General features: G+C 37.9%; 15 protein-coding genes and 1 pseudogene. 7 read left to right on the top strand and 9 right to left on the bottom strand.

All coding sequences use genetic code 11. The features are described from left to right. Positions 1–58 precede the first annotated feature (58 nt). From LVD15_RS05580 to LVD15_RS05565, 4 genes are read left to right on the top strand one after another with little or no spacing between them, the layout of a single operon-like run. Positions 59–538 carry a thermonuclease family protein gene (locus tag LVD15_RS05580; protein WP_233779317.1) on the top strand — a complete coding sequence of 160 codons (480 nt, stop codon included), beginning with the start codon at positions 59–61 and terminating at the stop codon, positions 536–538. 56 nt (positions 539–594) lie between these two features. After that, positions 595–987 (top strand): hypothetical protein, encoded by a 393-nt coding sequence (locus LVD15_RS05575; RefSeq protein WP_233779316.1) that lies wholly within the window; start codon positions 595–597, stop codon positions 985–987. Positions 988–1030: 43 nt separating this feature from the next. Beyond that, entirely contained in the window at positions 1031–1681 is a 651-nt protein-coding gene (gene deoC / locus LVD15_RS05570) for a deoxyribose-phosphate aldolase (RefSeq protein ID WP_233779315.1), read from the top strand. A gap of 2 nt (positions 1682–1683) precedes the next feature. After that, positions 1684–1953 carry an acylphosphatase gene (locus LVD15_RS05565; protein WP_233779314.1) on the top strand — a complete coding sequence of 90 codons (270 nt, stop codon included), beginning with the start codon at positions 1684–1686 and terminating at the stop codon, positions 1951–1953. A gap of 7 nt (positions 1954–1960) precedes the next feature. Here LVD15_RS05565 and LVD15_RS05560 read toward each other — a convergent pair whose 3' ends face one another. Both LVD15_RS05560 and LVD15_RS05555 read right to left on the bottom strand, forming a co-directional pair. Beyond that, entirely contained in the window at positions 1961–2464 is a 504-nt protein-coding gene (locus LVD15_RS05560) for a hypothetical protein (protein WP_233779313.1), read from the bottom strand. 69 nt (positions 2465–2533) lie between these two features. After that, positions 2534–3342, bottom strand: a pseudogene (locus LVD15_RS05555) (SDR family oxidoreductase). Positions 3343–3406: 64 nt separating this feature from the next. On the opposite strand from LVD15_RS05555, the gene LVD15_RS05550 reads away from it, so the two are divergent. After that, on the top strand, positions 3407–4276 hold the full coding sequence (locus LVD15_RS05550) for a lysophospholipid acyltransferase family protein (RefSeq protein WP_233779312.1): 870 nt from the start codon (positions 3407–3409) through the stop codon (positions 4274–4276). Here the strand turns inward: LVD15_RS05550 and LVD15_RS05545 are convergent. The 5 genes from LVD15_RS05545 to rbfA all read right to left on the bottom strand — a co-directional run bounded on the left by LVD15_RS05545 (position 4267) and on the right by rbfA (position 9895). After that, positions 4267–5136 (bottom strand): hypothetical protein, encoded by an 870-nt coding sequence (locus LVD15_RS05545; RefSeq protein WP_233779311.1) that lies wholly within the window; start codon positions 5134–5136, stop codon positions 4267–4269. The genes LVD15_RS05550 and LVD15_RS05545 overlap by 10 nt on opposite strands. A gap of 22 nt (positions 5137–5158) precedes the next feature. Next, positions 5159–6982: a DEAD/DEAH box helicase gene (locus LVD15_RS05540; protein ID WP_233779310.1), complete on the bottom strand. Its 1824-nt coding sequence runs from the start codon at positions 6980–6982 to the stop codon at positions 5159–5161. Then, positions 6876–8084, bottom strand: a complete 1209-nt coding sequence (locus LVD15_RS05535; protein WP_233779309.1) for a hypothetical protein — start codon at positions 8082–8084, stop codon at positions 6876–6878. Before LVD15_RS05535 ends, LVD15_RS05540 begins: the two co-directional genes overlap by 107 nt. A 185-nt stretch (positions 8085–8269) precedes the next feature. Further along, complete coding sequence (locus tag LVD15_RS05530) at positions 8270–9493, bottom strand: FtsX-like permease family protein (protein ID WP_233779308.1); 1224 nt, start codon at positions 9491–9493, stop codon at positions 8270–8272. Between the two features lie 3 nt (positions 9494–9496). Beyond that, complete coding sequence (gene rbfA, locus LVD15_RS05525; protein WP_233779307.1) at positions 9497–9895, bottom strand: 30S ribosome-binding factor RbfA; 399 nt, start codon at positions 9893–9895, stop codon at positions 9497–9499. A 184-nt stretch (positions 9896–10079) separates the two neighbouring features. Here rbfA and LVD15_RS05520 point away from each other — a divergent pair, with 184 nt between their 5' ends. Continuing rightward, complete coding sequence (locus tag LVD15_RS05520) at positions 10080–11174, top strand: hypothetical protein (RefSeq protein ID WP_233779306.1); 1095 nt, start codon at positions 10080–10082, stop codon at positions 11172–11174. After that, a complete protein-coding gene (locus LVD15_RS05515) occupies positions 11164–11484 on the top strand; it encodes a hypothetical protein (protein WP_233779305.1) in 321 nt (106 codons plus the stop codon). Before LVD15_RS05520 ends, LVD15_RS05515 begins: the two co-directional genes overlap by 11 nt. On the opposite strand, the gene rpiB is transcribed toward LVD15_RS05515, so the two are convergent. After that, positions 11481–11915: a ribose 5-phosphate isomerase B gene (gene rpiB / locus LVD15_RS05510; protein WP_233779304.1), complete on the bottom strand. Its 435-nt coding sequence runs from the start codon at positions 11913–11915 to the stop codon at positions 11481–11483. The two genes, LVD15_RS05515 and rpiB, sit on opposite strands and share 4 nt — an antisense overlap. 1 nt (position 11916) lies before the next feature. Continuing rightward, positions 11917–12729, bottom strand: coding sequence for a twin-arginine translocase subunit TatC (gene tatC / locus LVD15_RS05505; RefSeq protein ID WP_233780937.1), 813 nt, complete (start codon positions 12727–12729; stop codon positions 11917–11919). Positions 12730–12761 lie beyond the last annotated feature (32 nt).

The raw sequence follows: 12761 nt of genomic DNA, 5'->3' as shown, positions 1-12761 counted from the left end.
TAAGACTTACCTAAAGCCTCCTGAAAGTATTAAATACTAGAACATAGGAGGCTTTATTATGAGACAATTGTTATTATTTTTTTTGCTCGTTAATGCGCCAAATCTTTTTGCAGAAGAGATTTCTGGCAAGGTGATTAATGTGATCGACGGAAACACTTTAGAAGTGCTTTCTGAAGATAATGAAACCATAACGGTGTTGCTAAGTGAGGTGGATTGTCCTGAAGCAGGACAGCAGTTTTCTGAAGAGGCGAAGGAGTTTACAACCAAGTTGGCCTTAAAGAAAAAAGTAACAGTACAGTTGAAGGGTAAGGATAGATGGGGGAATAAGCTCGCAGTAGTTGTTCTTAAAAATGGTGTAAACCTCAATTCTGAATTGGTAAGCAAAGGTTTAGCCTGGACATATAAGGCAGAAGAAGGTCTTGCGGCTTTAGAGCAGGGGGCCAGAGATCAGAAAGTGGGTCTTTGGAGTGAATCGGAAGCAGAAGCTCCCTGGGTATACAGACGAAAACAAACCATGCTTGCTCCTAAGAGCCGCTAAACACAATAAAAGTACAGCATTCTTGTTATTAATTGAGAATGTTTAACTTAGTTGATATGAGTCGGATTTTATTGTTGTTTTCTTTTTTTACTATTGGAATAATATTTACCAGTCAGGCACAGGCAGATAAGAAGAATACCAGAAGTAATTCTTTTGAACCTTATGCAGAAAATGCCCAGGCTGATACTAATTCTGCTAAACAGAAAAAGTCCAGGAAGAGTAAAAAAAACAAACAGTCTTTCCGCTCATGGTTTAAGAAGGATCTGGAGAATAAGAAGGAAGAGTTTTATGAGCTGATGGAGGCTAATGCCAAAAGAGATAGGAAAATGGCTAAAGAAATGAAGAAACCTCAATATTCTGATCCATCCTATTTCGGGCATAAGAAAAAGCCTAAAAAGCGGAAACCCGGAAAACGGAAACTTTGTAAAGAATGTGGAATTGTTCACTAAATATAGCTGCCTTTAGAGGCAGCTTTTTTATTTTTAAGTCACTATGAAAGATTTACATAAGTACATAGAACAGACTAATCTAAAGCCTACCATGACCGCTGAAGATGTAGATGTGCTGGTTCAGGAAGCTATAGATTATAATTTCAGAGGGATATGCGTACCTCCATTTTGGGTGAAAAAGGCAGCTCGAGAAATAGGAGATATGGATATTCAGATGGTAACAGTGGTGGGCTTTCCGCTCGGGTATCAGATGACAGAGGCCAAAATTAGAGAGATAGAAGTGGCCATAGATAATGGCGCTGATGAATTGGATATTGTTATGAATGTATCTGCATTTAAAACAGGTATGCCGTGGGCTAAGATAGAGTTGGCCAAATGTAGCAAGCTTATCCATGAGCATTCTTGTATAATGAAGGTGATTATTGAAACGGCCTATTTAAATAATGAAGAAATAGAAGTGGCTTGTAAGCTATGTGCTGATGCCGGAGTTGATTTTGTGAAAACTTCTACCGGCTTTGCTCCTGCGGGTGCTCAAGTAGAACATATCAAGCTAATGCGGTCGGTCCTGCCCTCTCAGGTGGGTATAAAGGCTTCCGGAGGTATTAAAACAAAAGCACAGGCCATAGAGTTGATTCAGGCAGGAGCCGACAGAATCGGAACTTCTTCAGGAAAGGAAATAGTAAAGGAGGTTTAAGTATGAAGCATTTGAATATTAGAGTGACAGGTAAAGTACAAGGGGTGTTTTTTAGAGCCAATACACAAAAGATGGCCTCAGAAATGGGTATTCAAGGTTGGGTGAGAAATGAACCTGACGGTAGTGTTTATGTAGAGGCTGAAGGTGATGACGAAAAGATGAAGCCCTTCGTAGAGTGGCTGCACCAAGGATCAGAGCAGTCTCGGGTAGACCAAGTATTGGTTGAGGAATCAGACTTGAAAGATTTTAAAGGATTTGAAATAAAAAGATAAGCCTATCTTAAGCAATTTTCATTTCTATAATGCCTCTGTGCTTATAGATTTTTAAGTCGAATTGGTGATGAATGAAGTTCTTCATTCTGTTTTCGGCCAGTTCGGCTCTCTTTCCTTCAGGAAAAAATACAGTAAGTTCTAATACTGCTTTTATGAAGTTAGGCTTGCCGCAGAATTCTATCAGCCAATTTTTATAAGCTTGTTTCCAGTCACGAGCATATTTAGCGTAATGATCCTGACCATCAAACAAGAGTTCTAGCTGATTGTCAGAGTTTTTATATCTATAAACACCAGCCAGATTTCTGTAAAATTCTTGTAGCCTATCGGTATACTCAGTTTTGTGGGCTTTAATGAGCTTAACAGGCTCATCTACTAACCCTAGCGGATTAAACTGATCCTGATAATACTTCTTTACAAAGTCAATAAGGTACACAATGAGTTCTCGCTCACTTTCCATCTGGGCTTGTTCCAGAATGTAGTTCTTATCAAGTTTGAAATATTTATGTATCATAGTTAAAATACCGTGTAGGCAAATATAGTATAATCTACTATTATTATGGTTATAATAGTGGCGAAAAGCTTATTTAAAAGGAGAATTTTCCTCTTTAGCCATTACATTATACACCATTTTATCCATGAAGCCAGGCATCCACTTGTTAAGGAATACTGTAAGCTTTCCTTGCGCAGTGAGCGTGAGAAACTTTTTCCTTTTTTTTAGTGGCCTTATAAATATGATTAGCGCATTCTTCTGCAGACATCATCTTCTCTTCTTTTCTCGGAGAATCACCCTGATGTGAGCCATCAGCAGTAAGTGAACTTTTGCGAATGTTTGAAGCTGTAAAACCTGGGCACGCGGTGAGTACATGCACATTTTTCTTTAACATCTCAGTTCTCAGTACCTCTAAAAAACCTTGTAAAGCAAACTTGGAAGCGGAGTATCCTGTACGACCGGGCAGACCACGATAACCGGCTATGGAAGAGATGCCAACCACGGAACCCTGATTTTTTTCTATTTCAGGTAAGCAATATTTAGTGGCAAATAGAGCACCATAGAAATTAATATCCATCACCCCTTTTACTACCGAAAGATCCAGTTCTGAAAATAGCGCGCGCATAGATATACCCGCATTATTGATGAGAATATCGATTTTACCAAAATGATTGACCGCTGCTTCAGCCATTTTTTGGTTATCTTCTTCCTTGCTAACATCTGATTGAAAAAGAAATCACATCTATACCCTGAGCCTGTAACTTGCCGGTAGCTTCATCGAGAGCTTCCTGCTTACGGCCCGTGATCATAATTTTAGATCCGTTATTGCCAAATACTTCGGCTAAAGCATAGCCTATACCTGATGATCCTCCTGTGATTATTACTACTTTATCTTTCATTGTTTAGCTTTTACTTCGCGAAAATAACAGTTTAGAAATAGTTTTGATCCCTTCTTCTAAATAAATGACTAATTTTGGGGATCGTATGTTTATTATAAAATTACTTTCAAGGCTGCCATTATGGTTTTTATATGGGGTGTCTGATGTGCTGTTTTTTGTAGTTTACTATGTGGTGGGCTATAGGAAAAAGGTAGTATATCAAAACCTTAAAAATTCATTTCCTGAGAAAACTGAGCAAGAGCGAAAGGCCATAGCTAAGGCATTTTATCATAGGTTTATGGATTTTGCAGTGGAAACCCTCAAGGCATTTACCATTTCAGAGAAAACACTGATGAAGCATGTGAAGATGGTTAATTTCGAAATGCTTAACGATGAACTGGCAAAGGGGAAATCAGCTGTAGTAATGGCTACTCATCAGTTTAATTGGGAGTTGGCTTCGCAGGCAAGCTGTGTTTATCTTTCATACCCGGTAGATGCGGTGTACCAGACCTTATCTAATGCCAGTTTTAATAAGTTAATGTATGATACCAGAGCGCGTTTTGGGGGTGAGCCTATAGATAAAAGTAAGATTCTCCGCACCATTCTTAAAACAAAGGAAAGAGTACGTGTAATAGCTATGGTAGCGGATCAGTCTCCCAGAAGAAAGTCTACCAAGTACTGGACTACGTTTCTAAATCAGGATACAGCCTTTTTTACGGGTGCCGAGCAGTTGGCTCAAACACTTAACTTTCCAGTATTATTTTTTAGAGTGACCAGGCCTAAAAGAAGGCAATATCAGGTGGAGTTTGTAAAGCTCGGAGAGCCTCCTTATGAGAAGAACCATGATATTGTGGAGGCATATGCTCGTGAAACAGAACGACTGATAAGAGATGAACCCGAAGGCTATCTTTGGACCCATAAACGGTGGAAGCTGAAGAAGGAAGTTCAGGAATAATGCTCCACTAGCTGTGCTTTCTGTGTTTCTGAAAGTGCGTAGAAATCGCTGGCTCTTTTGTATTCTTCTTCTTTTTTGCCGTCTTTACCTGTTTTAAGTTGCTTATTGTAAAATGCCAAGAAAGACTGTGAGTCGTTTTTGGTAGTGAAAATAGCTATTTCTGTATATACTTTGCTGTCAGGATCAGCGTATGGAAGTTCTGTAAATGGTTCCAGGGTGTCATTTTTTAATCCTTCTATAAATTTGGAAAATCCTCTATTTAAAGGCATCCTTCTTTTAAGGAGGGTTTTAGGAATCCAGTTTGCTTCCGTGTGAGAATATGGAAACGTAGACCATTTTTGGTTAACTCCTATCATAGTTACAATTAATATTAGAGCTTCGGCGAACCATACTACCCATAGTCCAAAATCTTTAAAAGTGGTAGATCCTATTGCCCATAGTCCATATTTTGATATTTCTGAAATAACTGCAACTAAGTGCCAAGGCTGAGCAGCAAAATATAAGAAATCACTAAAGACAAAGGAGGTAGAATTATCTTCTGTATCTAAATTAACCGCCAGAGTAACATACGCGGCCCATTGGAAATACATGGCCACTGCCCAGATAAATGCTATGAATATTAATTCATTTTTATAGCCTACTACATGTCCCCATTTTACTATTGGGAATATTAAATACCCTAAAGCCACTCCAAATGCTACACAGATGATAAGATTAGCATAAATAAGAGGTGTATACCAGGTGGCGAACGCATAAGCAATAGCCAAAGCAGGTATTATAGTTACTATAAGAAGGACTGTTATAAGTAATGCATTCTTACCTATTTTGCCTTTAGGTTCATAGATATCGCCAGATTTCATTGATTATTATCATTTTTTAATATTATGATAATAATGATTCTATGTCAGATTGTGAAAGACTTTTTACAAAACTTTCTTCTGTAGTGATTAATTCGCTAGCCAATCGCCTTTTGTGCTTCTGTAGAGCAAGGATTTTTTCCTCAACTGTATTTTTAGTAATAAACTTATAGGTAAACACCTTATTTTCCTGGCCTATCCTGTGAGCTCTATCCACAGCTTGTGCTTCTATAGCAGGGTTCCACCAAGGATCCAAAATGAATACATAATCCGCTTTGGTGAGGTTGAGTCCTAATCCACCAGCTTTTAGGGAGATGAGGAATACCTTTAGCTCAGGGGTATTCTGAAAGCGCTCTACCTGCCCTTGTCTGTCTTTAGTGGAGCCATCTAAGTAAGCGAAGTCTATTTTCTTCTCTTTTAAATGTTCTGCTAAAATAGAAAGGTGCTTTACGAACTGGCTGAAAATAAGGATTTTATGATCATCCCTAATGGCATTGTCCAGTTTGAGAATTACATCTTCCATTTTACCTGAGTCTCCGTCATACTCCTGATCTACCAATTTAGGGTGATTAGCTATTTGTCGGAGTTTAGTTAATCCTTGTAAAAGCAATAATTGAGACTTGTTAAGCCCTTGATTCTCTATATTCTCAAGAATCTTGTTTCTATAGAAGGACTTCACCTTTTCGTACTCCTTATCCTGGTCAGGGGTAAGGGAGCTATATTGAATGTTTTCCACCTTTTCAGGAAGCTCTGTAGCTACCTGAGACTTGTGCCTACGCAGAATAAATGGTTTTATAATGGCATTAAGCTTTCTCATTTTGTCCTCATCCTGCTTCTTTTCTATAGGATTAAGAAACTCGTTTTTGAAAAAACTTTGGCTACCGAGTAACCCAGGGTTAATAAAGTGCATTTGAGACCAGAGGTCCATTGTACTATTTTCTAAAGGCGTACCAGTTAGAATGAGCCTGTTGCGGGCATTTAATTCTCTTACCGCTTTAGCTATGTTAGAAGCCGGGTTTTTTATGGCTTGAGATTCATCCAGAATCACATAGTTAAAATAATACTCAGTTAGAATATCAACATCTAGCCTAACAATACCATATGAAGTAACTATGATATCATATTTGGCAAATTTGGTAGGGTCTTTCTCTCGATTAGTGCCTGTGTAGGTAAAAACTTTGAGCTTAGGCGTAAATTTCTTGGCTTCCATCTCCCAGTTATAAATAAGAGAGGTGGGCATTATTAGTAAAGAAGCTCCTTCTACTCCAGCTTCTTTTTGAGCTAGTAGCATAGTGAGCGTTTGTACAGTTTTACCAAGACCCATATCATCTGCCAAGCAGCCGCCAAACTTATATTGGTTAAGGAACATAAGCCAGTTATAACCTGCTTTCTGGTATGGTCTGAGCTCTCCTTTAAAACTTTTAGGAGAGGAGGCATCTTCTATTTCTTCAAAACCTTTAAGGGATTCCAGCTTTCTGCTCATGGTAACTTTGGCAAGATTTCCATTTTCAAGATCTTGAACCAGAGCAAGGTGGTGCTTCTTCAGCTTTGGTGTGCCGTCTTCATCTTCTTCTGCAAAGGCAAATAGTTCTGAGTATTCGGTGAGCCAAGATTCAGGAATTACCGCTATTTCGCCATTAGGCAGCGTTACTTCCATTTTCTTCTTTACTATTAGTTTTCTGAGCTCTTTGAAGGAAATTTCATAATCACCAAATTGGATTACCGCGTGAATATCGAACCAGTCAATATTTTCTTTTACTTCTACTTTTATGCGATATTCTCCAATAAAATACCTTTTTCTCGCCTTTTCCTTTCTGGTTAAGCTTAAAGTTTCGCTTCTCCAGTTCATCACGGTTAGTGTCGAGCCAGGCAAAAGCAGTGGTTTTATTAATAGTTACTTTGTAGTTGCGCAGTTGCAGACCAGAGCTTTGTAAAAACTGGATGATTTCTTTTTCATCATCGAGCTTTCTTTTCACTCTATGGAAGGTGTAGCTTTCGCCGGTTTTTTCTACAGTTACAGATACAGGTCCTATATTATTGGCTTTAAAAGTAAACGGGCCGTATTTGAATGACAGCTCGAAAATCATTTTGCCGCTATCTACCTGCTCCGGTTTGTTTTTATCAAATAGGGAGAGGTTAGAGGTATTGCCAGCCAACTCAGAGATGGTGAGCAATGGTATAGGATCATAATTTTCTGTGTTGATCTCAAAGCCTTTGGCATAGACATCAAAAGAGGCGATAAGCGGAGCTACGAATTTGTTGTAATAGGTCTCTTCTACATTTTTAGGTATTACAATAAACTTTTTGTTCAAAAAGGGAGCCAGCTTCTTGCCATCAACATTTTTTTCGAATGAGTAAAGTTTGCCGTCTAGCACCATCCAGGCGGGATTTTTACAGATGATGTAAGCACCCTGATACTGGAAATCAACCTTCTCTCCGTTATATTTTATAGTAGGGAAGTAGTGTGTGTTGTCTTCGTTTCTTCTGAAATGAAAAAGTACAGTGGCCTTGTTTTCTAATACCTCGATCTCTTTCCAGGCAGGTTCACCATCGTTACCCATTTCAAAAACCCTTTTTCCCTTGAGTCTCTCCAATACTTTGGCTCTTCTTCTCTCCATGTATCCGTTGATCTCATTTTGGAGAAGTTCATTGCCTTTAGAATCGTCATAGACCTTAGGAAAAAATTCTTCAGGCTTTACATTCTTTTTGTTAAAGTGCTTAATTACTGATACCTGCTGCATTGAATCCATTAGCTCTATCAGTTCATAATCTGTGGTATCTAATCCTTCTTTAAACTCAGCGGCATTTTTGGCTGAGATATTTTGATGTTGAAGGGTAAGTTTACCTTTGTCGTCCAAATGAATAACAAATGATTCGAACAAATAACCTAAATATTCGTGCTGGTAGAGTGAATATATAATCTGAAAAGGTTGCGCTGCTGATACTTTCATAAAATACTATACAAACCGAACTCGCAAATTACGGGAAAATATGCAACTCTGCCGTTATAATTGCTTCTAAAAAAGAGTTAAAACACCTAAAATACACTTGTGTTTTTTCTATTCAAAATTTTGAGAAAATATTTTTTCGGTGTTGCAACATAAGGATTTTGTTACAAATTATTCTTATTCTAGTGCTATAGGTGTTTAGCAGTATTGTATCTTGTGGCTATGATGGCCGGTCGGTAAGAAATGAGCAAAGTTATAAAAACAAGGCTGCATGAAGTGTATAAAAAGTCGGAAAATTTCATTTTGACAGGATAATTTTCCAGTACTGCGGTTTCCATTCCCATAGAAATAAGGCCATAATTCTGTTGTATCCAGCATATTGAGCCTCCTAATACCAGTCCAATTAAAGCTCCTCCCAGTGATATTATGGCGCCTTCAGTAACGAATATTTTTTTGATAAGGGAGTTACTGGCTCCCATACCATAAAGAATAGAAATATCTTTTTTCTTATCTAATGCCAGCATGGTAAGGGCAAAGAAGATATTGATAGAACCAATAGCCAGTATGAAGGAAAAGGCTATGAATACAAACAGCTTTTCCAGGTTGAGTAGTTTATACAGGTCAGCGTGTTGCTCTTCATTGTTTTGAATCCTGAACTCATTCCCTAAGCTAGCTTGCAATGCTTTTTTCACGCTGTTGATGTTAACATCATCATTTACCTTAATTTCTAAAGAGGTTCTTTTGTCTTCATAGTCAAGCAGCTCTCTGGCGAAGGTTAAGGGCACGAATATGTAATTTTCGTCGTAATTTTTTTCGATAGCGAAAACACTGCCGGGCAAAATATTTTTACGGCTGTATAGCTTACTGGGGTCTAATGAGCCCGCTTTTACATCTTTTATGTAATGAACTTGTAGCGGATATACGTCTGCGCCGGGCATAATGGATAAGGTGTATTGTACCCCTCTGCCTATAATAGCGTAGTTAATACCGTTTTCATGTAGTTTTAGTTCACCACTAACTATAGCAGAATCAATCCTTTTCTGATCAAGAAAATTATCACTTACTCCTTTTATAATTACCACCATGTCAGCATCTCTATACCTGACATAGGCGTAGTCTTCAATTACTTCAGTGATTATCCCGACTCCTTCTGTAGATTGAATCATTTGCTTCATTTCATCAGTATAATGAAATGATTTGCCCTGCACAGCTTCCACTTTTATTTGGGGATCAAAAGCAGTGTAAAGGGAGCGAAGCAGACCTTCAAGCCCGTTAAATACTGACAGCACAATAATAAGTGCTGCAGTACATATGGCTACTATGGCCATTGAGATAAGAGAAATGATATTTATGAAATTTCTCTTTCTCGTAGAAAAGAAGTACTTACGGGCTATGAAAAATGGAAGGTTCAAGTATTAATCGTTTTTGTCATCATCCTCGTCTTCTGACGGGATATCTAAATCATCTATTAATTTATCAATTCTTGAGGCTCTTTCTTCCACTTCGTCAACATAAAATATAAGTTCGGGTACTATCCGTACTTGTTTTCCTATTTTATTGCCTAAATCTCTGCGCAATTCACTTTTGTGCATATCTATTTTATCTAGCAGCCCTTCTTTATCTTTTACGAGCATCATAGATAAATAGATTTTTGCCACGCTGAGATCAGGGCTCATTCTCACATCAGCAACTGTAACAAAGTTATTAGTGAATATACCTTGCTTGTCTTTTTGAATGATGTCACTGAAATCGCGCTGAATTAACCTGGAAAACTTCTGTTGTCTTTTGCTTTCATTCATACTTGCAAATATCATATTTTTAATTGTAAACGCATGCTAAATGCTATGGTTACATCGCTTTATTTAGTACAGAGGAGCATGAAATTAGGTTCCGATATAACCAATGCATACCTTGCGTAAAATTTTAACAGGTATATATTTCCGAGCTTTTAAAATATTCATTTACTTTTGAAGAAGGGCTCACAAAATTGAAATTTTTTTGCTTAGTTACTTTAGAATAAACGATCCATACAGGCTGGTAATTATATTTTTTCTGCTACTGGCCCTCAGACTACCGGTAATATTGAGTGATAGCGGTCTTACTGCTCCAGAGCTCAGCCATATGCTGGTAGGAGAAAAATTAAATAGTGGCGCTTCTTTATATGAAGGCGTTTGGGATAATATTGCTCCCCTTTCGGCTTTAGTATATGCTGTAATTGATTTCTTTTTTGGTAGGTCGCAGCAAGCTTATCAGGTCATATCTTTATTTCTGGTAGCGTTTCAGTGTCTGATTTTTAATAAGCTATTATTAGATAGTAAGGCGTATAATGAAAATAACTATGTGCCCGGTTTAGTGTATGGTCTTTTAATGTCTTTCTTTTTTGACTTTTTTACGCTTACGCCCGTACTCATGGGGCTTACCTTTTTGTTATTAGCGATAGATAACCTTTTCAATCATATAGAATTCAGGGCTAAGGAAGATGAGAAAATTCTTAACATAGGTATTTATTTAGGTGTGGCCAGCCTTTTTTATCTGCCTTATATCATATTTGGAATAGCTGTAATAATCTGCTTTATGCTTTTTACAGGTACAGTAGCCAGAAGGTATTTGCTGATGATTTTTGGTTTAGTACTGCCCTTGTTGCTTACTTCATGCTATTTCCTTTTGCAACACCGACTTACCGTTTTTATCTATAATTATTTGAACCCTATTTGGCAGTTTCAGACAGATAATTACGTTTCATTACTAGAGATACTCATTATCTTCTCAGTGCCACTGAGCTTTTTTATTTTCTCTTTATTTAGAATAAGCCAGCGGGCCAGGTTTAATAACTATCAAGGTCGACTAGCTCAAGTCATGTTTTTGTGGCTTATATTTTCAGTTTTATTCGCTCTAGTTAGTGGAGAGCTTGCACCTAATATTATGATGATATTTGTGCCTTATCTGTCCTTCTTTATAGTGCATGCCTTTTTACTATTCCATCGCCGGTGGATAGCCGAAATAGTGTTTACATTATTTGTAGTGGCTACAGTATTGTTTAGTCTGGGGGCTTACTTTGACTTCTTTTTTTACTTCCAGGTACATGTTAAATGATAAGTACATGGTAGATTATACTGAAGGTGAAAAATGGGAAGGTAAACGAATATTAGTGTTAGATAAAAATATCGCTTCTTACCAAAATGCTACTCCAGCTACTCCTTTTCTAAATTGGGAGTTAGTAGAAGGTCTTTTCCGTAATCCTCAATACTATGATAACCTCACTATTATTCAGCAAGGATTTAGTGAAGATACTCCTGAGGTAATTATAGATAAGCACGAAGTGATGCCAGCTATATTTGATAAACTTCCTGAGATGAAAATGAGGTATAGAAAAGAAGGTGAAGTATACTACCTGAAAAGTTAGCAGCTCATCTTTCCTACTCTTCGAGCATGTCTGCCTCCTTCAAAATTATGAGATAGGAAGGTTTTAACTATATTTTTGGCAGTTTCTTCAGAAATGAATCTTTCCGGAATGCATAATATGTTAGCATTATTGTGTTCTCTGGCCAGTGAAGCTAACTCTTCATTCCAGCAAATGGCGGCTCTAATGCCCTGATGCTTATTAGCCGTAATAGCTACACCATTAGCACTGCCGCATACTAAAATCCCGAAAGGGAACTCTCCTTTTTCTACGGCCTCAGAAACAGGATGGGCAAAGTCAGGATAATCGACCGAATCAGCACTATAGGTTCCAAAATCTTTTACTGTGTACCCTAAAGATTTTAAATACTCTGAGATCATGCCTTTGTACTTGAAACCCGCATGATCACCTCCTATAGCGATTGATTTTTTCATTTTAATATTCGTTGTCTCGTTGACTCATTAATTCTTGTTTGCGCTGTTTTCTAGTAACCTGTCTGGAGATCATAATACTCAACTCATATAGCCCGAAGAGTGGAAACGAAATAAGTATCTGGCTCAGCGGATCTGGTGGTGTAAGTATGGCCCCCAGAATGAGTATCACTACTATGGCATGCTTACGGTAAGTACGCATGATTTCAGGGGTAATAATACCTATTCTTGAAAGTACATAAACCACTATGGGGAGCTGGAATAAAATTCCACTACCTAGTACCAGAGTGGTTAATGTACCTACATATGAAGTGATATCGAATTCATTATAAACGATCTCACTTACTGTATAATTAGCTAGAAAATTAACTGACAGCGGAGACAATATATAATATCCGAAGAGAACTCCCAATAAAAATAATAAAGTAACGAAGAAAACGGCTCCTCGGGTGTTCTGTCTTTCAGTGCTATAAAGCCCTGGTTTAATAAATCTCCAAATTTCCCAAAACACATATGGGAAGGTAACAATAAGACCAGTTACTACTGATGTAGTAATGTGCATGGTGAACTGCCCGGTCATTTGCCTACTTTGTATCTTGAAAGGAACACTGTCAATACAAATAGCAGGTATATGAACGAAGTCTCCAAGCTTACAAAGCATGCGGAATGTCCAGAAATCTGGCTTGGCTGGCCCGAAAATGACTGTGCCAAAGACAAAGTCTTTCATAAGAAAGGCCGCTATAGAAACTAGTAAAATAGCTCCTAGAGATCGGACCAGATGCCACCTCAACTCTTCGAGATGATCCAAAAAGGACATCTCCTGCTCATCATCGAACTGATCTAATTTAG

Origin of the sequence: Fulvivirga maritima (assembly GCF_021389955.1) — a bacterium.
In the GTDB taxonomy this organism is placed as follows: Bacteria; Bacteroidota; Bacteroidia; order Cytophagales; family Cyclobacteriaceae; genus Fulvivirga; species Fulvivirga maritima.
The sequence above is the reverse complement of the archived record's forward strand: the minus strand, read 5'-3'. Positions and strand labels throughout refer to the sequence as shown.